General features: G+C 64.0%; 21 protein-coding genes. 3 read left to right on the forward strand and 18 right to left on the reverse strand.

What is annotated here, in order from left to right; translation table 11 throughout:
• Positions 1–32 precede the first annotated feature (32 nt).
• A complete protein-coding gene (gene guaA, locus M3G19_RS02200) occupies positions 33–1637 on the reverse strand; it encodes a glutamine-hydrolyzing GMP synthase (RefSeq protein ID WP_259900249.1) in 1605 nt (534 codons plus the stop codon).
• Between the two features lie 119 nt (positions 1638–1756).
• Between guaA and M3G19_RS02205 the strand changes: the two genes are divergently transcribed.
• Positions 1757–2443 carry a metal-dependent transcriptional regulator gene (locus M3G19_RS02205; protein WP_259900250.1) on the forward strand — a complete coding sequence of 229 codons (687 nt, stop codon included), beginning with the start codon at positions 1757–1759 and terminating at the stop codon, positions 2441–2443.
• Here M3G19_RS02205 and M3G19_RS02210 read toward each other — a convergent pair.
• The 5 genes from M3G19_RS02210 to guaB form a co-directional block, all read right to left on the reverse strand.
• Positions 2393–3292: a metal ABC transporter permease gene (locus M3G19_RS02210; protein WP_259900251.1), complete on the reverse strand. Its 900-nt coding sequence runs from the start codon at positions 3290–3292 to the stop codon at positions 2393–2395. The two genes, M3G19_RS02205 and M3G19_RS02210, sit on opposite strands and share 51 nt — an antisense overlap.
• Positions 3289–4038, reverse strand: a complete 750-nt coding sequence (locus M3G19_RS02215) for a metal ABC transporter ATP-binding protein (RefSeq protein WP_259900252.1) — start codon at positions 4036–4038, stop codon at positions 3289–3291. The genes M3G19_RS02210 and M3G19_RS02215 overlap by 4 nt, the downstream gene beginning before the upstream one ends.
• A gap of 32 nt (positions 4039–4070) precedes the next feature.
• Entirely contained in the window at positions 4071–5015 is a 945-nt protein-coding gene (locus tag M3G19_RS02220) for a metal ABC transporter substrate-binding protein (protein WP_396121732.1), read from the reverse strand.
• Between the two features lie 207 nt (positions 5016–5222).
• Positions 5223–6437 (reverse strand): GuaB3 family IMP dehydrogenase-related protein, encoded by a 1215-nt coding sequence (locus M3G19_RS02225; protein WP_259900253.1) that lies wholly within the window; start codon positions 6435–6437, stop codon positions 5223–5225.
• 48 nt (positions 6438–6485) lie between these two features.
• Entirely contained in the window at positions 6486–8009 is a 1524-nt protein-coding gene (gene guaB, locus M3G19_RS02230; RefSeq protein WP_259900254.1) for an IMP dehydrogenase, read from the reverse strand.
• A gap of 177 nt (positions 8010–8186) precedes the next feature.
• Between guaB and M3G19_RS02235 the strand changes: the two genes are divergently transcribed.
• The gene (locus tag M3G19_RS02235) at positions 8187–8558 is read left to right on the forward strand and encodes a DUF5319 domain-containing protein (RefSeq protein ID WP_259900255.1); all 372 of its coding nucleotides are present in this window, start codon (positions 8187–8189) and stop codon (positions 8556–8558) included.
• A 12-nt stretch (positions 8559–8570) separates the two neighbouring features.
• Here the strand turns inward: M3G19_RS02235 and M3G19_RS02240 are convergent, their stop codons facing one another.
• Positions 8571–9515, reverse strand: a complete 945-nt coding sequence (locus M3G19_RS02240) for a hypothetical protein (protein WP_259900256.1) — start codon at positions 9513–9515, stop codon at positions 8571–8573.
• A 31-nt stretch (positions 9516–9546) separates the two neighbouring features.
• Positions 9547–10161: a sigma-70 family RNA polymerase sigma factor gene (locus tag M3G19_RS02245; RefSeq protein ID WP_259900257.1), complete on the reverse strand. Its 615-nt coding sequence runs from the start codon at positions 10159–10161 to the stop codon at positions 9547–9549.
• Between the two features lie 559 nt (positions 10162–10720).
• Here M3G19_RS02245 and M3G19_RS02250 point away from each other — a divergent pair.
• Positions 10721–11032 carry a WhiB family transcriptional regulator gene (locus M3G19_RS02250; RefSeq protein ID WP_259900421.1) on the forward strand — a complete coding sequence of 104 codons (312 nt, stop codon included), beginning with the start codon at positions 10721–10723 and terminating at the stop codon, positions 11030–11032.
• Between the two features lie 143 nt (positions 11033–11175).
• Here the strand turns inward: M3G19_RS02250 and groL are convergent, their stop codons facing one another.
• The 10 genes from groL to M3G19_RS02300 form a co-directional block, all read right to left on the reverse strand.
• Positions 11176–12783 carry a chaperonin GroEL gene (gene groL / locus M3G19_RS02255; RefSeq protein ID WP_259900258.1) on the reverse strand — a complete coding sequence of 536 codons (1608 nt, stop codon included), beginning with the start codon at positions 12781–12783 and terminating at the stop codon, positions 11176–11178.
• 21 nt (positions 12784–12804) lie between these two features.
• On the reverse strand, positions 12805–13107 hold the full coding sequence (gene groES / locus M3G19_RS02260; RefSeq protein ID WP_076599172.1) for a co-chaperone GroES: 303 nt from the start codon (positions 13105–13107) through the stop codon (positions 12805–12807).
• Between the two features lie 194 nt (positions 13108–13301).
• The gene (locus tag M3G19_RS02265) at positions 13302–13751 is read right to left on the reverse strand and encodes a hypothetical protein (protein ID WP_259900259.1); all 450 of its coding nucleotides are present in this window, start codon (positions 13749–13751) and stop codon (positions 13302–13304) included.
• A 54-nt stretch (positions 13752–13805) separates the two neighbouring features.
• A complete protein-coding gene (gene tsaD, locus M3G19_RS02270) occupies positions 13806–14891 on the reverse strand; it encodes a tRNA (adenosine(37)-N6)-threonylcarbamoyltransferase complex transferase subunit TsaD (RefSeq protein WP_259900260.1) in 1086 nt (361 codons plus the stop codon).
• The gene (gene rimI, locus M3G19_RS02275; protein ID WP_259900261.1) at positions 14888–15418 is read right to left on the reverse strand and encodes a ribosomal protein S18-alanine N-acetyltransferase; all 531 of its coding nucleotides are present in this window, start codon (positions 15416–15418) and stop codon (positions 14888–14890) included. The genes tsaD and rimI overlap by 4 nt, the downstream gene beginning before the upstream one ends.
• The gene (tsaB, locus tag M3G19_RS02280) at positions 15419–16168 is read right to left on the reverse strand and encodes a tRNA (adenosine(37)-N6)-threonylcarbamoyltransferase complex dimerization subunit type 1 TsaB (RefSeq protein ID WP_259900262.1); all 750 of its coding nucleotides are present in this window, start codon (positions 16166–16168) and stop codon (positions 15419–15421) included.
• A 20-nt stretch (positions 16169–16188) separates the two neighbouring features.
• Positions 16189–16725: a hypothetical protein gene (locus M3G19_RS02285; RefSeq protein ID WP_259900263.1), complete on the reverse strand. Its 537-nt coding sequence runs from the start codon at positions 16723–16725 to the stop codon at positions 16189–16191.
• Between the two features lie 10 nt (positions 16726–16735).
• Positions 16736–17236 carry a tRNA (adenosine(37)-N6)-threonylcarbamoyltransferase complex ATPase subunit type 1 TsaE gene (gene tsaE, locus M3G19_RS02290; protein WP_259900264.1) on the reverse strand — a complete coding sequence of 167 codons (501 nt, stop codon included), beginning with the start codon at positions 17234–17236 and terminating at the stop codon, positions 16736–16738.
• Complete coding sequence (alr, locus tag M3G19_RS02295) at positions 17233–18354, reverse strand: alanine racemase (protein ID WP_259900265.1); 1122 nt, start codon at positions 18352–18354, stop codon at positions 17233–17235. Before alr ends, tsaE begins: the two co-directional genes overlap by 4 nt.
• A 25-nt stretch (positions 18355–18379) precedes the next feature.
• Positions 18380–19039 carry a hypothetical protein gene (locus tag M3G19_RS02300; protein WP_259900266.1) on the reverse strand — a complete coding sequence of 220 codons (660 nt, stop codon included), beginning with the start codon at positions 19037–19039 and terminating at the stop codon, positions 18380–18382.
• Positions 19040–19085: the final 46 nt, after the last annotated feature.

Here is a 19085-nt window from a genome sequence, read left to right on the forward strand (position 1 = left end):
CGCAATGCGTGAGCCCAGCTGGGGCCGGGGCGCTACTCCCACTCGATAGTGGCCGGTGGCTTCGACGTGATGTCCAGGACGACGCGGTTGACGTCTTCGACCTCATTGGTGATGCGGGTGGAGATGGTTTCCAGGACCTCGTAAGGGATGCGGACCCAATCGGCGGTCATCGCGTCTTCGGAGGCGACGGGGCGCAGCACGATCGGGTGGCCGTAGGTGCGGCCGTCGCCTTGGACGCCGACGGAGCGGACGTCGGCAAGCAGGACGACGGGGCACTGCCAGATCTGGTCGTCGAGGCCGGCCTTGGTCAGCTCCTCACGGGCGATGGCGTCGGCGGCGCGGAGGGTTTCTAGGCGCTCCTCGTTGACTTCACCGATGATGCGGATGCCCAGGCCGGGGCCCGGGAAGGGCTGGCGGTTGACGATTTCCTCGGGCAGGCCGAGTTCGCGGCCGACGGCGCGGACTTCATCCTTGAACAGGAGGCGAAGGGGCTCCACGAGTTCGAATTCGACATCGTCGGGCAGGCCGCCGACGTTGTGGTGGCTCTTGATATTCGCGGTGCCGGCACCGCCGCCGGATTCGACGACGTCCGGGTACAAGGTGCCCTGAACGAGGAAGTCGACGGGTGCGTCATCGCCGGATTCGGTGAGGACACCGGCGACAGCGCGCTCGAAGGAGCGGATGAATTCAGCGCCGATGGCCTTGCGCTTGGCCTCCGGCTCGGTGACGCCGGCGAGCTTGTTCAGGAAGGCCTCGCGCTCATCGACGGTGACGAGCTTGGCGCCGGTGGCGGCGACGAAGTCGGTCTCGACCTGCTCGCGCTCACCCTGGCGCAGGAGGCCGTGGTCAACGAAAACACAGGTGAGGCGGTCGCCGATGGCGCGCTGCACCAGTGCGGCCGCAACGGCAGAATCAACGCCGCCGGACAGGGCGCAAATGGCGCGGCCATCGGGGCCGATCTGCTGAGAGACGGCGTCGATAAGCTGCTCTGCGATATTGGACGCGGTCCAGGTCTGCTCAAGGCCGGCGATCTCGGTGAGGAAGCGCGTGAGCACCTCCTGGCCGTGCGGAGAGTGCATGACCTCCGGGTGATACTGGACACCGGCCATGCACGTGTCGGTGTTCTCGAAAGCGGCGACGGGCGCACCCTCAGAGGTGGCGGTCACGTCGAAGCCCTCCGGAGCCTCGGTCACGGAATCGCCGTGGCTCATCCACACCGGGTGGTTGGCCTCCAGGCCGTCGTGGAGGACGCCGCCGCGGACATCCATGGCGGTGCGGCCGTACTCGCGGGAGCCGGTCTTGGCCACGGTGCCGCCCAGCGCCTGCGTCATCACCTGGAAGCCGTAGCAGATACCGAAGGTTGGCAGGCCGAGCTCGAAAATCTCCGGGTCGAGCTGGGGTGCGCCGTCCTCGTACACGGACGACGGGCCGCCCGAAAGCACGAGCGCCACCGGGTCTTTAGCCTTGAGTTCTGCGGCCGTGATCGTGTGCGGCACGACCTCCGAATAGATGCGTGCCTCACGCACACGACGTGCGATGAGCTGCGCATATTGCGCGCCGAAGTCCACGACGAGGACGGGGCGCGGGTGGGCGTTTGCGGGCGGGGTCTGCTCTGGTGCGTTCGCGGAGGTAGTCACGGTTTCAGAGTCTAACTCATGGCCTGAATAGACTGAACAGTCGCAACTGTGCAGGGCGGATTGCGGGCTCACGGCGGCGTCGATAAGCGTGGTCCCGGAAGGTAAGTAGAGTTGAACGCATGTCGGTGAGCGAATTATCCACCTCGACCCAGAACTATTTGAAGGTCATCTGGAGTCTCACGGAATGGTCGGCAGAACCCGTGACGGCGACCCTGATTTCGAAGCAGACGGGGCTGCGGATGTCGTCGGTCTCGGATGCTGTGCGCAAGCTCGCCGCACAGGAGTTGATCGTGCACGCCCCGTACGGCTCGGTGGAGTTGACCGAGAAGGGCCGCGGGTACGCAGTAGACATGATTCGGCGCCACCGGCTCATCGAGACGTTCTTGGTGGAGGCTCTCGGGTACACGTGGGACGAAGTGCATGACGAAGCGGAGCACTTGGAGCACGCCGTCTCTGACTACCTGGTGGACAGGCTGGACAAGCTGCTCGGCCACCCCACCCGCGACCCGCACGGGGATCCGATCCCGGCCGCTGACGGTACGGTTCCCGCGTTGGATGCGCGCCGCCTCACGGATGCTGGAGCGGGCGCCGGTGCAGCGGGGACGACGGTCACTGTCGAGCGGATCTCCGATTCGGACCCGACCCTGCTGAAGTATTTCGAGGAGAACGGCATCGTTGTCGGCGCCGTTCTCACGGTCACAGAAGGCGCGCCGTTTTCCGAGTCGCTCGATGTGAAGGTGGACGGGGCAAAGAACTCAGTTCCGCTCGGCCGCACCGCTACTGACGCGCTGTTCGTCTCCAGTTAGTCGCGCCGTTCCGCCCCGGCGCGCACGCGCTGTGACGATCCCCTGGCTCGGGCTGAACAGGTACACCAGCAAAAATGCGATACCCTGCGCCATGACCACGAGTCCGCCAGGCGAAGCGTCGAGGTAGTAGCTCGCGTACAGCCCCACGACGGAGCATACGGTGGCCACCGCAGGAGCGATCAGCAGCATGCGGCCGAAACTGTCGGTCAAAAGGTGCGCGGTCGCACCCGGAATGATCAGCATCGCCACCACGAGGATCACCCCGACGGCTTGCAGCCCCACCACGCAGGTGAGCGCGAGCAGAGCGAGCAACACTGCTCCAATCAGCTTCGGCCGCAGACCAATCGCGTGAGCATGCACGGGATCAAAAGCGAAAAGCGTGAAATCGCGGCGCTTGAGCACGAGCACAGCCAGCGTGGCCACGCCCAAAACGAGGATCTGCACAAGATCAGCTTTGGAGACGCCGAGTAGGTTGCCGAAGATGATGTGGTTGAGGTCTGTTTGCGAGGGCGTGACGGAGATGAGCACGAGCCCGAACGCGAAGAGCGTCGTGAAGACAATTCCGATCGCAGCATCTTCTTTGAGCCGGCTCGTATCACGCACGACGCCGATCAATCCCACGGCGAGGAAGCCGAAGACCACTGCCCCGACAGCGAAGGGAATGCCCGCGATATACGCCAGCACCACGCCGGGGAACACCGCGTGGGACACGGCATCGCCCATCAGCGACCAGCCGACGAGGACCAGCCAACACGACAGCACCGCGCACACGATGGAGGAAATCAGGCTCGTGGCGAACGCGCGGACCATGAAGTCGTAGGCGAATGGGTCGACGAGAAAAGAGATCATCGTTTCATCACATCCAGCCCGAAGGCAGCGGCGAGATTATCGGGTTGCAGGACATCCTTGGGCGAGCCGTGCATGAGCACATGCCGGTTGAGCAGCATCGCTTCATCAGCCAGCTCAGGTAACGCAGGGAGGTCGTGCGTGGACACGAAGACGGTGGCACCGCCGTCTGCAAGCTCACGGAACAGCCGGGTCATCGTCGCTTCGCTGCGCTTATCGACGCCCGCGAAAGGCTCGTCCAGCAGCATGATCCTCGCCCCCTGGGCAATGCACCGGGCAACAAAGGCGCGTTTCCGCTGGCCGCCGGAAAGCTGACCGATCTGACGTGAGGCATAGTCCGTGAGCTCCACACGCTCGAGTGCATGGTCGACGGCTTCGATATCAGCCCGGCGGGGCCGGCGCGTGAAACCGAGTTGTCCGTAGCGGCCCATCATGACCACCTCCCGCACGCTGACCGGGAAATCCCAGTCCACTGCCTCGCGCTGAGGCACGTACCCGAGCACACCGGTGCGGCGGGCAACCGCGGGGTCGTCTCCGTTGACGGCGACGGTCCCGGTATCCGGCCGGATCTTCCCCATGATCGTTTTGAATAGCGTAGATTTCCCGGATCCATTCATTCCGACGAGTCCGCACACGCGTCCCGGCGCAATCTCGAGGGATGCACCGTCGAGCGCGAGCACGCTCCCATAGTGAACGGTGACATCGTGCACGGATATCGCGGGAGTCGCATTCGACGAAACGGCCGCCACGGGTGATGACGCTTCCTGTTGCACCGTGGCACCTACTTCTTATCCGTCAACGCCTGCGTGATTACGTCGGCGTCGTGCTTGATCAAGTCGAGGTAGGTCGGAACCGGACCGTCTTTTTCCGAAAGGGAGTCGACGTACAGAGTGCCGCCGAAGGTGGCATCGGTTGCGTCAACTACCTGCTGCATCGGTGCGTCCGAGACCGTGGACTCGCAGAATACGGCCGGCACGTCGTTCTCCTTGACGAATTCGATGGCACGGGTGATCTGCTGTGGGGTTGCCTCATTCTCGGAGTTCACGGCCCAAATGAACCGTTCCTCCAGACCAGCGTCGCGTGCCATGTAGGAGAATGCGCCCTCGCACGTCACCAGTGCGCGATGCTGCTCAGGCAGGTTCGCCAACTCAGTGACCATGCCGTCCTGGACCTCTTGCAGCTCCTTTTTGTACTGCTCGCCGTTCTGCTTGAAGTCCTCAGCATGGTCCGGATCGAGTTCGCTGAAGGCGGTGACCATATTGTCCACGTACTTCTCCACCTCAACCGGGCTCATCCACGCGTGCGGGTTCGGTTTGCCCGCGCCCTCGTCCTCGGTGATGTCGATCGGGTCCACGCCGTCGCTGACGGTGACGTGGGGCGCGTCGACGTCCTCGACGAATTGCGCGAACCAGTTCTCCAGGTTCAGGCCGTTATCCAGAATGAGGTCGGCATCAGATGCGCGGCGGATATCAGCCGGCGTGGGCTCGTAGCCGTGGATCTCCGCCCCCGGCTTCGTCAAAGACTCCACAGTCAAGTGCTCCCCCGCGACATTCTGGGCGATGTCCTGGATCACAGTGAAAGTGGTCAGCACTTTCGGCTTTCCGCCGTCTGCACGATCCTCCTCCGGCGCGCACGCTGCGAGCGCCGCCGCGAGAATCATCGCCATCATCGCGGCTGCTGCCACGAACAGTGCTGATCGTGACTCCCGCTTTTCCGACCGAACCATTGAGTTTTCCTTTCCTGAAAATGCATTCGCCAAGGCTGTTCCACAAGTTACGCCTAGACGTACTTTTTATTCTGGATAAACTTTAGTCGGACTTACAGGAGAGTCAAGATGACTCGGCCGTGACATGCGACTCACCCCGTAGACATGAAAAACGCCCGGGGGATCATTGAAGATCCACCGGGCGTTGTCGGCTGCGAAAGTGCGCAGCTAGCTGGTGAGAGTGATGTCGACCTTTTGGAAGCTCTTGATATCGGTGTAGCCGCACTTGGCCATCACGCGACGCAGGCCACCGGCGAGGTTGTGGCCGCCCCACGTGCTGGTGCTCGGGCCGTGCAGAATCGTTTCCAGACTCGGGCTACCGGTGCGGAGCTGTTCCAGGACGTCCTCGGCAGCACCCGGGTCGTCGAGGCCCCAGCCGAAGCTGAAACCGCCGTCGACACGAGCGATGACACCGCGCGGGAAGCGCGGGTGTGCTGCCTGCGATTGCCAGTAGTAGCCGCCTGCGGCCGCCTCGGACGCAGCGGCGAGGGGCGTGCCGAGCATGACGGCGTCGGCGCCACAGGCGACTGCGCGAGCAATATCGCCACTGGTCACGATTCCGCCGTCGGCGATGATGTGCACGTAACGGCCTTCGGTCTCGTCGAGGTACTCGCGGCGGGCGGCAGCGGCATCGGCGATCTGGGTCGCCATGTGGGTGCCGATGCCGAGCGCGGCATCCGACGTCGTCGCGCCCTGGCCCACTATGATGCCGGCGGCACCGGAGCGCATCAGGTGCAGCGCGGTCGTGTAGTCGGCCACGCCGCCAGCGATCACAGGAACGTCGAGGGAGCCGATGAACTCCTTGAGGTTAAGGGGTTCGCCGCCCTCCTGGACGTGCTCGGCGGAGATGATCTCGCCCTGGATGAACAGGATCTCTGCGCCAGCTTTGACCACGACGGGTGCGAGTTCGTGGGCGTGCTGCGGGCTCACACGGACCGCGACGGTGACGCCGGAGTCGCGGACCTGGGCGATGCGCTCGGAGAGCAAGTCGTGGTCGAGCGGGGCCGCGTGGAGCTCCTGGAGCGTCTTCACTGCGCTGTCTTCAGCGGCAGTCGACTCCGGATCGACGTGATCGGCTTCGAGCGACGCTTTGATCACCTTCGCAATCGCGCCGTCGAGGTCGGCGTGGCGGCCCCAGAGACCTTCGGCGTTAATCACGCCGAGCCCGCCCTGGTTACCCATTTCGATGACGAACTCGGGGCTCGCCAGAGCGTCCGTCGGGTGGGAAGCGAAGGGAATGTCGAACGTGTAGGCGTCGATATTCCAACTCAGGTCCACGTCCTTCGAAGAACGTGTGCGGCGGGCAGGAACGATGCTGATATCCCGCAGGTTGTACGCGCGGCGGGCTTCGCGGCCGATGCCGATCTCGACGTAATCACGCATGGTGTCTTCCTTCTTTGTCTACGTGGGAAACGTGAGCGAAAACGCTATCTAAGCGCGGTAGTTCGGCGCCTCGACGGTCTGGGTGATGTCGTGCGGGTGGGACTCGCGCAGGCCGGCGGTAGTGATCTGGACGAACTGCTTCGTCTGCAGTTCCTCGACCGAACCGGAGCCGGTGTAGCCCATTGCCGCGCGGAGTCCGCCGACGATCTGGTGGGTGATGGAGTCGATCTCGCCGCGGTACGGCACGCGGCCTTCGATGCCCTCCGGCACAAGCTTGTCTTCGCTGGTGACGTCGGCCTGGAAGTAGCGGTCCTTGGAGAAGGAGCGCTTCTCCCCTGTCAGGCCGCGGCCCTGCATCGCGCCCATGGAGCCCATGCCGCGGTAGCGCTTGTACTGCTTGCCGCCGACCACGACGATGTCGCCGGGAGCCTCAGCGGTGCCGGCGAGCATGGAGCCGAGCATGACGGAGGACGCTCCAGCGGCGAGAGCCTTGGCGACGTCGCCGGAGTGCTGCATCCCACCGTCGGCGATGACCGGGATGCCGGCCTTGTGGGCGGGAACAGAGGCTTCGAGGATCGCGGTGATCTGCGGGGCGCCGACACCGGCAACGACGCGGGTGGTGCAGATGGAGCCCGGGCCGATGCCGACCTTGATGCCGTCGGCGCCGGCATCGACCATGGCCTGTGCTGCCTCGCGGGTGGCCAGGTTGCCGCCGATGACATCGATGCGGTCGCCGAAGTCGCGCTGGACTCGGTTGACCATCTCGAGCACGCGGTTGTTGTGGGCGTGAGCGGAGTCGACGATCAGTGCATCGACGCCAGCTTCAACCAGCAGGCCGGCGCGGTCGTAGGAATCCTCGCCGGTACCAATACCGGCGGCAACCAGCAGACGACCCTCTGCATCCTTGGAAGCGTTCGGGAACTGCTCCGTCTTCACGAAGTCCTTGACGGTGATCAGGCCGGTGAGCTTGCCGGCGTCGTCGACGATGGGGAGCTTCTCCACCTTGTTGGAGGACAGCAGGTTCAGCGCCTCTTCCTTGGACACGCCGTCGCCAGCCACGACCAGCGGCATCGGGGTCATGACCTCGGAGACGGGACGGTTGAAGTCCCGCTCGAAGCGCATGTCACGGTTGGTGATGATGCCGGTGAGCACACCATTTTCGTCCACAACAGGCAGGCCGGAAATGCGGAAGCGGGCGCAGAGCGCGTCAACGTCGTTAAGCGTCATGTCCGGAGATGCCGTGACGGGATCGGTGACCATGCCCGACTCCGAGCGCTTCACCACGTCCACCTGCTCGGCCTGGTCCTGCGCGGAAAGGTTGCGGTGCAGCACGCCGATGCCGCCCTGGCGCGCCATGGCGATGGCCATGCGGGATTCGGTGACCGTGTCCATTGCGGCCGACGCGATCGGAATGCCTAGCTTGATATTGCGACTGAACTGAGTCGAGGTATCCACTTCGCTCGGCACGATGTGCGACTCAGCTGGCAGAAGCAGCACGTCGTCGAAGGTCAGGCCGCGGAATGCGACCTTGTTCGGATCGTCTCCGCCAGTATGGATTCGCTCGTTGGACATGATCACTCGCTCCCTTTCTCCGCTGCGCGGGACGTGCCTACGGCGCCGTTGCGCACGCCGCTGCCTGTACCCCTGTCAGCATAGTGCGTCGCGCAAATCGGGTGCCGGGTCAGGGGCGGGCAAAGAAAACCGCACGAAAATTGAACTTCTCCGCCGCCGGGCCATAAGGTTGGAGACGTGAATTTTGACTCCATGATGCCGCGCGACCCGTTCGCAGACGATCCCAACGATCCCGCATCCTTCATCGAGGATGACGAAGTCGTGGAGCCGCTCAGCCCGGAAGAGCGCCAGGCGGTCCTGCGCGATCTTGCGCAGACCCGCGAGTTCAAGCTCGTGCTCGAGCCCCGCGGAATCCTCGGCATCCACTTCCTGTGCGAGGACTGCGAGGAAGTCCATTATTACGACTGGGACATCATGATCACGAACATGATTGCCAGCTTGCAGGGCGAGTTGCCGCCCGTGCACGAGCCCAGCGCGGAGCCGAATCCGCGCGCGTACGTGCCGTGGGATTACGCGTTGGGCTACCTCGACGGACTCGACGAGCGCTAGCCGAAACCGAAACTACCGGGAGGACTGCTCCGCTTGCTGCGGGGCACCGAGCCGCTTCGTCGTCGTCGGGATCGTCGGGGTTGTCGACGTGGAGCGCGCGCTTGACGACGTCTCGCCCCCGTTCCCGCCTGACGACGGCGCAGTCTCAGTGACCGTCACCGTTTGAGTAACGGGCTCCGGAGTGACCGTGACCGTCGCCGGTTTCGCCTCCTTGGCCGGCTCCGGCTTCTCCTCCGGTTTCGGGTCATGGGTGACCGTCACCGTTGACGGTGCCTTCACGACCTGCGCTTCGCCGTCATCCTCGGCCTGCTTTGCGCGCTCCGTACGATCCTGGTCGAGGGAGTTCCTCAATTCATCAATAAGCAGACGGGCCCCGGCAATATCGCCGGATTCCGTCTTGCTGTCGATCTCGTCGAGGGCGCTGGCGAATTCCACCGAATTGGTGCGCTCACCGAAGATCGACTCAGACGGGCCCCACAGTGCCGACCCTGGTGACGAGTGGTAGAGCGCCGCGCCGGTACCTGCAACCATGACGGTCGCTGCGGCAGCGCCGGCGAGGCCAGCGAGCCACGGGTTGGTGCGGAAGCTCTTCCCTTTGCCGGTCGTGGCCGCAGCATGCGAGTGGCGGCCCCGCTTCGCACGACGCTGGTCGAGGGACACCACTGCCGGGTTCTCCTCCGTCACAGCCTCGCTCGTGGAGACAGTATTGCCGCCAAAGTCCTCCCCGAACAACTCCGGGAAGTCCGCCGGGTCCGGAGCCGCCGGCATCGGCGCCTCCACCTCGTCGCGCAGCCCAAGCAGCAGGGCAGCCAATTCATCGGATCCACCTGCAGGATCCACACCGCGCGACAGATCCGTCAAGAATGCATCACTGGCCGACAGCTCATCCATGTTCGCCGTGTAATCGGCGTCGCCGGCGTTGCGGTGTCCCCCGCGGCTAGTGAATTTCGGTTCCATGGCTACCCTCCTCGCTTCTTCCCGCTCCGCTTCACCTTGGCTGTTCGTGCCGGCTCTTTCGCGGTATTCGTTCTTCTTGTTGTTGTTCTTGTTCGACGGCTTTTCGCATCGTGGCTAGCGCACGGTGCTGGGCGACGCGCACCGCTCCCGCGGTACTGCCGGTGATCTCTGCTGTCTCTTCGGCGGAGAGCCCGACGAAAATGCGGAGAACCACAATCTCCCTTGCCTTCTCACTAAGCAGATCGAGCAATGCGCGCACTCTGTTACTTCCTACCTCGACCATGGCTGCATCTTCGGGGGTACTGCCGAGAAATTCCTGGTCAGGAACGTCATCGGTGGGGCTGGATTTATCGCGGGATAGGGCGCGGTGAGCATCGGTGACCTTGTTGAACGCGATGCCGTACACGAATGCCATGAACGGCTTGCCCGTGTCTTGGTATTTGTGCACGGAGGTTGCCACCGCGAGGCAGATTTCCTGCGCCACGTCTTCCGCCGTGGGGGTGCGACCGCCGCTAATGCGGGCGCGGGCATACCGCAGCACCGTCGGGTGCACGATCTTGATGATCTCTTTCAGTGCGCGCTGATCGCCGTCCTGCGCCAGGGGGACGAGGGAGGCGAGGCGGTCGTCGGCATCGTGTGCGGCCACGTCTCTCCTTCGCGGGTCCTCGTCCTTCACCTTGGCGGTCCTTTCATTTCCCCGTGCGCTCCCGCGCAGTCCCGGGGAACACCTGCCAGTGAATCCCTTTCGGGAAGAATCTAGTGCAGACTACGCCAGATCACCGGTATTTGGGCGAGTCCATAGTACGTCCTCGACGATGTACAGCATAAATGCGTCGGCCACGCCCTCCACCGATCCCACACCGTCACCGCACCGCATCCAATACCCACCCCCAGATGTCTATATTTTTGGGACGTCTGTGACTCATGATCTGTCGTGAGACGACGCGCGGACGGTCACCTATAATTCACCGACCTTTAACCTGTGGCGGTTCCCACAGTTCACAGCGATGCTGCACCCGCGAAATCCCTTAGTTCAAACTGTGGGACACCTGGCAGAAACCAGTTGTTTACCCGCCCCCTGCACACTCCTATCTCGTGCTTCACAGCGCCCCGGCTTTTAAAACGGCTCACCCAGCTGCGCCGGCGCGCAAGAAGCGGTTGTTCGAAGTTCACCAGTCTGAGGAGATTTTCACTCAATGCCCACGATGTCCATGCCGCAGCAGCTGCCGGGACCGAACGCCGACTTCTGGGATTGGCAGCTCCACGGAGCTTGCCGCGGCGAGGCTTCCGATGTTTTCTACCACCCGGACGGGGAGCGCGGCCGCGCCCGCACCAACCGCGAGAACCGCGCTAAGGCGATCTGCTTCGGTTGCCCTGTCCTGGAGCAGTGCCGTGAGCATGCTCTCGCCGTTGCTGAGCCGTACGGCATCTGGGGCGGTATGAGCGAGTCCGAGCGCCAGGCTGCACTTCGCGGCACCACCAACCGTCGCGCGAAGACGAAGGTCGCCGCCGTCTAAAACTCTGGGCTGGCTGCCCGAATAGAAAAGACCCCGCCTCCCACACCCTTCTGGAAACTGTTCCGAACTGGAGACTGTTCCAGGTGGTGTGGGAGGCGGGGCGTTTCTTCTATCGCGCTGCGCCTCGGTGAGGCGACAAAGAGCTAGTGGCTGTGGCCGTGCTCCTCGTCGTCCTCTTCCGGCTTATCCACAACGGATGCCTCAGTGGTGAGGACCATGCGGGCGACGGATGCGGCGTTGACCACTGCGGAATGCGTGACCTTCACCGGGTCGATGATGCCTTGCTCGATGAGGTTGCCGTACTCGAGGGTGGCGGCGTTGAAGCCTTCACCGTTCGGCAGATCGGCGATCTTGGACACCACGACAGAGCCGTCGAGGCCGGCGTTTTCCGCAATCCAGAAAGCGGGCTTGGTCAGTGCGCGGGCGACTGCCAGCACGCCGACCTTCTGCTCGCCGTCGAATTCCTCGGCGTAGGTCTCGAGCTGCTTCGAGATCTGCACCAGAGCGGAGCCACCGCCGGCGATGATGCCTTCCTGCGCAGCCGCACGGGCAGCGTTGATGGCATCTTCGACGCGGAGCTTGCGCTCGTTGACCTCGGTCTCGGTCGGGGCACCGACGCGGATGACGGCGACACCGCCGGACAGCTTGGCCAGGCGTTCTTCGGCCTTCTCCTTGTCCCAGGTGGAGTCGGTGTTCTCGATCTCGCGGCGGATCTGCTGGCGGCGGTTCTCCACTGCCTCAGCGGAGCCGGCGCCGTCGACGATGACGGTGTCATCCTTGGTCACCGTGACGCGGCGGGCGCTGCCCAGCACGTCCAGCTCAGCGTCCTTGAGGTTGACGCCGACCTCCGGGTCGATGACCGTCGCGTTGGTCACCACTGCAAGGTCGTCCATGAAGGCCTTGCGGCGCTCGCCGAAGTACGGGGACTTCACGGCAGCGACCTTCAGGGCACCACGGATGGTGTTGACCACGAGGGTCTGCAGCGGCTCGCCCTCGATATCCTCGGCGATGATCAGCAGCGGACGGGAGGTGCCCACTGCCTTCTCCAGCAGCGGAAGGAATTCCGGCAGAGAGGAGATCTTGTTGCGCACCAGCAGGATCAGCGGCTCTTCGAGCACTGCCTGGCCGGCCTCCGGGTCAGTCATGAAGTAGGGCGACAGGAAGCCCTTCTCAAAGGAGATACCTTCGGTGACATCCACGAAGGAGTCGATGGACTGGGATTCCTCGACGGTGAGGACACCGTCCTTGCCCACCTTGTCCATAGCGCCGGAGACCATCTCGCCGACGACCTCATCGCGGGAGGAAACCGTGGCCACATTGGCGATCTCCTCGGAGGAGGACACGTCGGTGGCGCGAGCCTTGAGCTCCTCGACGGTTTTCTCGGCTGCGGCGGAAATGCCCTTATTCAGCTCGATGGGGTTGGCACCGGCTGCGACGTTGCGCAGTCCTTCGTCGATAAGCGCCTGCGCGAGCAGCGTCGCGGTGGTGGTGCCGTCGCCTGCGATGTCGTTGGTCTTGACCGCGACGGACTTGACCAGCTGCGCACCGAGGTTCTCGAAGGGGTCCTCGAGATCGATGTCGCGGGCGATGGTCACACCGTCGTTGGTGACGGTCGGGCCGCCGAAGGCCTTGTCCAGCACCACGTTGCGGCCGCGCGGGCCGAGCGTGACGCGCACGGAATCGGCGAGAACGCCAACGCCGCGCTGGATGCCCTCGCGGGCCTCCTGATCAAATGCAATCAGTTTTGCCATTGGGAGTCAGTTCCCCCTTCTTTACTTCTCGACGACGGCCAGCAGGTCACGAGCGGACAGAAGCAGGTACTCCTGGTCGCCGTACTTGAGCTCCGTGCCGCCGTACTTGGAGAAGATGACGGTGTCGCCTTCCTTGACGTCGACCGGAATGCGGTGCTCGCCCTCATCGTCCCAGCGGCCCGGGCCGACAGCGATGACGGTCGCTTCCTGCGGCTTCTCCTGTGCGGAGTCCGGGATGACCAGGCCGGAGGCGGTGGTGGTTTCAGCCTCGACGATCTGGACGAGGATCTTGTCCTCGAGGGGCTTGATGTTGACGTTTGCCACGGTGAAAACCTTTCTTGAAAGTTGTTCTTCTTTGCCGAGGTTTCGCGATGCGCAGCCGTCGTCGCGGGTGAACAAACTGTGCCCAAAACCTGATTAGCACTCTACCTACGTGAGTGCTAGACGACAACAAGGCCGGGCATTAACGCCCAGCCTTGTGTGATCATCGCTGTTATTGCTGCATGAACAGCACTGTTTTAAACCTGCGGGGTGCCCAGGTTCAGCACCGCATTGCGCCAGAGCTGGTATTCCTCTTCGTTGTCCTGGCGGTAGTTGCGCACAGCGCGGATGGTGTTCTTAATCCCCTCGACGACTTCATCGTCGATGCTCTTGCCCTCGCGGCCGGTGAAGATCACCGGGCCGGAGATGGCAGTGGACGGGTCCTGCAGGAACGCGGGGTTATCGGTGGCCGCGGTGTTGCGCGCCATCGACGCGACCGGGTTCGGGTCTGCGCTCTTCTCCTTCGCCTCGGGCGAGAAGTACGCGTCGTAGGTCGGACCGTCCTGTTCGAAAGCCACCTTCACACTCTCCTGGACGACCGGCCCAAGAAACTGATTCGCGCTGTCGATATCAAAGACGATGCGGTGGAAGGTCAGGTCGGGATTGACGAGCAGCCCGAATTTCTCGTTGTCGCTGTGGATCGCCATACTCTCATCCTTTGGTGCGTGGTCGGTAAAGGCAACGACCCTAAGCGTACGTGGTTATTGACCGGTTAGCTCGGCACCGAAGCTGGCCCCTGCCCCCGCGAGCGGGGTCTCCACCTCCAGCGAGGTGTCCGTGGCGGTGTCCAGGCCTGATGGTTGCGCACCCTCGTGAATCAATTGGGCGGCCAGCGCGGCGATCATGACTCCGTTGTCGGTGCACAGAGCGAAGCGCGGGACGCGCAACTCAATGCCTTTATCAGCGCAGCGCTGCTCCGCGAGTTCGCGTAGACGCGAGTTCGCGGCCACCCCACCTCCGAGCAGCAGCGTTTGTGCGCCGGTGTCCTCGCAGGCCATGACCGCCTTAGTGGTGAGGACGTCCACGACTGCTTCCTGGAAGGACGCACAGACGTCTTCGACGCTGATCACCTCGCCGTTGCGTTCTGCCGCTTCGACGTAGCGGGCCACCGCGGTCTTCAGTCCGGAGAAGGAGAAGTCGTAGCGGTGCTCGCCGCGCATGTCTTCTGCCCGGGACAAGCCGCGGGGAAAGCGGATGGCATTCGGGTCGCCCTGCTTCGCCAGCCGGTCAATCACCGGGCCGCCGGGGTAGCCGAGCCCCAAGAGGCGGGAGACTTTGTCGTAGGCCTCGCCGGCAGCGTCGTCAAGCGTGCTGCCCAATTCCTTCATCGGGCGCCCCACGGCATCGACCTCGAGGATCTGCGTGTGGCCGCCAGAGACGAGCAACGCGATCGAGTGCGGAAGTTCCTCTCCCCTGTCGAGGTTGGCCACGGCGACATGGCCTCCTAAGTGGTTGACGCCGTAGAACGGCACGCCCCACGCCGCGGCGTACGCTTTCGCGGCCGACGCGCCGACGAGCAACGCGCCCGCCAGGCCCGGACCGACAGTTGCCGCGACAGCATCAGGCTTATCGACGCCCGCTTCCGCCAGTGTTTTCTCCATCACCTGCGGCATAGCCTCGAGGTGGGCGCGGGACGCGATCTCCGGGACGACACCACCGAAGCGCGCGTGCTGTTCCATGGAGGAAGCGACGATGTCGGCACGGATCTCCATGGCGCCGTCGGGCGACAGCTCAATGATGCCCACGCCCGTCTCGTCGCAGGAGGATTCGATCCCTAAGACGATCATGATGTGCTCCTTTCAATCGGCCCGTTGCTGCCGCCGGTGTTTTCGTTCCCGCCGCGCTCGCTAATGCTCGGCCGCATCATCGTGTACGCGTCCGCGCCGGTGGGCTGGTAATAGCCTTTGCGCACGCCGATCTGAGTGAAACCGTAGCTTGCGTACAACGCGAGCGCGGCGGTGTTGTCCGTGCGCACTTCGAGGAACATCTGGCCGTCATACATGTCCGCGGCGTTGACGAGCTGGTCCATGAGCACCCGGCCGATGCCGCGGCCCTGGTGTTCTCGCGCCACGGCGATCGTGTGCACCTCGAATTCCGGGTCTTCCGGCGGACCGAGCTTGGCGAGCCCGGCGTAACCGATGAGCTCACTGTCATCCCCGCCGCCGTCCTCGAACGCGCCGACATAGAAGGTGTACGGGTGAGCGAATTGCACGGCAAATACATCGCGCGACCAGGGGGTTTCGCCCGCGAAGACATCTGCTTCGATCGCTGCGGTCGCAGCTGCATCGGCAACGGTCAGCTCGCGCAGTTCCATCTACTCCCCCTTCGTGCTGTCCGCACCGGTGCCCACCGGTGAACCGTTAAGGCCCGCAACGTCGGGAATCGCCGGGGATTTCGGTGTCGGCGCCGGTACTTTCGCATCAGGTCGACGCAAGTAAAGAGGAACGAGCGGCTCAGGCTCACCTGACAGATCGGCCACGGCGACCAGGCCTGTCGGGCGTGGTGCGACGTAGGTGATGTCATCGGCGTGAATATCGGCGGTAAGGACCTGTTCGCGGAGGTTTTCCGGCACGCTCAACACGTCGACTGCGTCTGCATCGTCGATGCGAAGCTCCGCAGGTGCCACGACATCCGGCCCGGCAATGCGTGCACCGTCGCGGTAGTGCGCCCAATACACTTCGCGGCGACGTGCATCGGTGACGACAAGGCAGGATGTCGCTGCCCCATCAGCGTGAATCAGTTGGGCCACCGCGTCGTGGGTGCACACGCCGTGGACGGGAATGCCGAGGGCTTGGCCGATTGCGGAGGCGGTGGCCATACCGACACGCAAGCCGGTGAAGGGGCCGGGGCCGCAGCCGACGACGACTGCGTCGAGGTCGGAAAACTCACGGCCGGCCTCAGCGAGCAGCTCCACCACGGTGGGAACGAGCAGCTCATTGTGCGAGCGCGTCGCCACCACCCGCTCAGCCAACGCCGCGGCTGATTGCGGCTGCTGCCCGTCGCGCACCTCCACCAGGCCGGCCACGAGGTCGGTGGTGGCAGTGTCTATAGCTAAGACGAGCATTCCTGACACGTCAGGCCCTTCTATCCAGCGCGGAAGCCGAAGCGCCAGATGTTGTTCTCGTTGTCCCAGTGCACCGGGTAGCCCTGGTCAGTGCTGAAGAACTGGTCGAAGTAGTTCCCGTTGCACAGATCCAGCACGTCGGACGGAATCGCATCGACGATGGAGACGCCCACCTGCGGGTCCTTCGTAACCATCATGTAGTTCTCGCCGTTTTCAAAGGTGACCTTATCGGCATGCTCGCCGGCTGCCTCGAGCTTGGCGTCGATAAGCTCCTGCGGCTCATCGGAGCACACCGGAGCGAATGCGGTGATCTCTTCGCCGTACACGCGGCGCAGATCGATCATCTCTGCGACGACTTCGTTGCTGTTCGTAGGCTCCATGGCCTGCAGCGTCTCGGCGAGGGAACCGGTGGCAGACCCGTCCTGGGCAGCAGCGGCCGAAGTCGCCGAACCCGTGCTCAGCTTCGGCAGAACGAAGATCATCGCGGCGAGCGCCATGATCCACAGTGCGATGACGATTGCGAACCAGCCTTTTTGGGCACCTGTGAGCTTAAGCATGGCCACAACCCTACTCGGAAGGTGTCCACGAGATGATGCGACCCTGCGATTCGGGGTCCTCATTTGCGCGCGTCTCGCGGTCGAGCTCCACCAGCAGGTAGCGCGACGCGATCTGCTCGACGAGCCCGCCGCCCCATTCCGCGACGACGACAGAATCGGTCAGTTCCGTGTCCAGGTCGAGGGCATCGAGCTCGCCCAGCGGGTCCACCGCGCCCGTACCGCCGACGCTGTCGAGCAGCCGGTACGCGTCCACATGGACAAGCGCAGGGCGCCCGCTTATCGACGCTTTATGCTCCCGCGCAATAATGAATGTCGGGCTGGTCACCCGGCCTTTGACCCCCATGCCCCGAGCGATTCCCTGGGTGAGCGTGGTCTTCCCCGCCCCCAACGGACCGTCCAAGATCACAACGTCGCCGGCTTCCAGCGCCGCGCCGAGGCGTTCACCGAACGCTTTCGTGTCCTCGGCTGTGTCGCACTCGACGGTCCCTTTTTCCGTGAACGGCGGTTTCATTGCCCCTCGCCCTTTCGCTTCTCGATGTCTTCTGCGCCCACAAATTCCCTGCGCACCCTGCCATGCGGCGCGCACACCACTTCATAGTGAATCGTCCCGGCGCGGTCCGCTAGTTCAGCAGCACTCATGCCGCCGTCGCCGAAGATGACGGCCTCGTCGCCGACAGCCGCATTGTGCTCGTTATCCCCGAGCCAGATGATGAACTGGTCCATGCACACGCGCCCCACTTGCGGGTAGCGCACACCGTCGATGGTCACTTCCACCGCGTCCTGCCACGAGCGGGGCAGCCCGTCTGCGTAGCCCACTGGGACGACGGCGGTCCAGCCGTCAGCCGGAGCAGTCCATGTCAGCCCGTAACTTGCGCCTTCACCCTGCTTGATCCGCTTCACAGCAGTCAGGCGGGCGGACCAGGTCATGGCGGGGGTGAGCAAGGCGGCGTCGATAAGCGTTGCGCTCTTTTCCGCGACGGGGTTGAGGCCGTACAACGCGACCCCCGCGCGGACCTGCTCGTACGCGAATGCTGCTCTGGTAAGAGTGCCCGGCGAATTAGCGAGGTGGTTGCGCGTGGCAGCGAACCCCGCGTTGCGGGCTGCCGCGATCGCGCGGTCGAACGCGGCGTGCTGCTTCATGTTGTACGGATGTTCTGGCTCGTCCGCGCACGCGAGATGCGACATCACGCCCACGATATTGAGCCCCGCTTTACGCGCCTGAGCGAACGCGCGCTCCCAGTCTTCCTCGTCGAGCCCCGAGCGGTTCATGCCCGTGTCCACCATGATGTGCACCGATGTATCGACGGGATGCTCAATAAGCCACGCGAGGTGCTCCATGCCAGGGACGGCGACCTCGACCCCCTCAGGGATCTCCTCTCCCGGCTCCCACAACCACGCGAGAACAGGCTTGTCGGTGAGCTCGCGCACGCGCCGCGCTTCATCGAATGTGGCCAACCCGAATGCGTCTGCGCCCGCCTGATCCATGGTGGGAACGACGTGCTGCGCACCGTGATTGTAGGCGTCAGCCTTGACCACGCACATCAAGCGCGCGTTGCCCAGCTGCTCTTTGATGAGGCGCGTGTTGTGCGCGATCGCGCCCAGATCAACGCGCACGACAGAAGAACTCATGGGAAATATTGTGCCACTGCGCGGGCTAGACCATGTGGATGGTGCCCAACACGACGAGCAGCAGCGCGACCGCCCACGTAGCGCCGAGCGAGACCTTCTCCGAGTTCTCGCGCGCGACGGCGAATGCGCGGCCTGCCGGGCTCTGAGGCGCGCGGCGCACCCACCCGACAGCGAGCGCGCACAGCGTGGGCAAGCTGAGCGCGATCGTGGCGTAGAGCACGAGGAAGGCATAGCGCACCGCCACATCCACCCCGGCCGCCGACAGCACAGCCAGTCCACCGTAGAACGGCACCGATGTCGCGGACTGGATCAGGCCGAGCACGAAACCGACCACGACAGTCTTCGCCGACGGTGTCTTCAGCGGCTCCAAAATGCGGTTGACCAGGCCTGAATTATCCCCGCCGCGAAGCGCGAGCAGGCCAGTGAGAATGCCGGTGGCGATGAGCAGAATGCCGAAAATCGGCCCTTCGACAAAGCGCTGGACCACATCCCCCAGCCCGTCGAAGACGACGAGCATGAGGAAGGCCAGCGCGGCCACGCCGCACCAGTCGCCTGCAATCAGCAACGCCGTGGTCTTCGCGTACCTGCGGCTGCCCCGGGGCACCATCACGCCGACAGCGACGATCACGCCGATCAACAGCAAGTTGATCGAATCAACGAACGCGAACTGGACGGCGTGCAGCATTCCGGGACGTGGCTACCTGTTCTGGTTGTGCGGAGTTGTGCTGTGG

This window comes from Corynebacterium sp. p3-SID1194 (genome assembly GCF_025144155.1).
Taxonomy (GTDB): domain Bacteria; phylum Actinomycetota; class Actinomycetes; order Mycobacteriales; family Mycobacteriaceae; genus Corynebacterium.

Excerpts from the sequence above, each read along its gene's own strand:
- M3G19_RS02225 (WP_259900253.1), bottom strand. The coding sequence starts at position 6,437 with ATGCGTGATTACGTCGAGATCGGCATCGGCCGCGAAGCCCGCCGCGCG.
- tsaB (WP_259900262.1), bottom strand. The coding sequence starts at position 16,168 with ATGCTCGTCTTAGCTATAGACACTGCCACCACCGACCTCGTGGCCGGC.
- rimI (WP_259900261.1), bottom strand. The coding sequence starts at position 15,418 with ATGGAACTGCGCGAGCTGACCGTTGCCGATGCAGCTGCGACCGCAGCG.
- M3G19_RS02220 (WP_396121732.1), bottom strand. The coding sequence starts at position 5,015 with ATGGTTCGGTCGGAAAAGCGGGAGTCACGATCAGCACTGTTCGTGGCA.
- M3G19_RS02240 (WP_259900256.1), bottom strand. The coding sequence starts at position 9,515 with ATGGAACCGAAATTCACTAGCCGCGGGGGACACCGCAACGCCGGCGAC.
- groL (WP_259900258.1), bottom strand. The coding sequence starts at position 12,783 with ATGGCAAAACTGATTGCATTTGATCAGGAGGCCCGCGAGGGCATCCAG.
- alr (WP_259900265.1), bottom strand. The coding sequence starts at position 18,354 with ATGAGTTCTTCTGTCGTGCGCGTTGATCTGGGCGCGATCGCGCACAAC.
- M3G19_RS02300 (WP_259900266.1), bottom strand. The coding sequence starts at position 19,039 with ATGCTGCACGCCGTCCAGTTCGCGTTCGTTGATTCGATCAACTTGCTG.
- M3G19_RS02210 (WP_259900251.1), bottom strand. The coding sequence starts at position 3,292 with ATGATCTCTTTTCTCGTCGACCCATTCGCCTACGACTTCATGGTCCGC.
- M3G19_RS02250 (WP_259900421.1), top strand. The coding sequence starts at position 10,721 with ATGTCCATGCCGCAGCAGCTGCCGGGACCGAACGCCGACTTCTGGGAT.
- M3G19_RS02205 (WP_259900250.1), top strand. The coding sequence starts at position 1,757 with ATGTCGGTGAGCGAATTATCCACCTCGACCCAGAACTATTTGAAGGTC.
- tsaD (WP_259900260.1), bottom strand. The coding sequence starts at position 14,891 with ATGATCGTCTTAGGGATCGAATCCTCCTGCGACGAGACGGGCGTGGGC.
- M3G19_RS02265 (WP_259900259.1), bottom strand. The coding sequence starts at position 13,751 with ATGGCGATCCACAGCGACAACGAGAAATTCGGGCTGCTCGTCAATCCC.
- tsaE (WP_259900264.1), bottom strand. The coding sequence starts at position 17,236 with ATGAAACCGCCGTTCACGGAAAAAGGGACCGTCGAGTGCGACACAGCC.
- guaB (WP_259900254.1), bottom strand. The coding sequence starts at position 8,009 with ATGTCCAACGAGCGAATCCATACTGGCGGAGACGATCCGAACAAGGTC.
- M3G19_RS02285 (WP_259900263.1), bottom strand. The coding sequence starts at position 16,725 with ATGCTTAAGCTCACAGGTGCCCAAAAAGGCTGGTTCGCAATCGTCATC.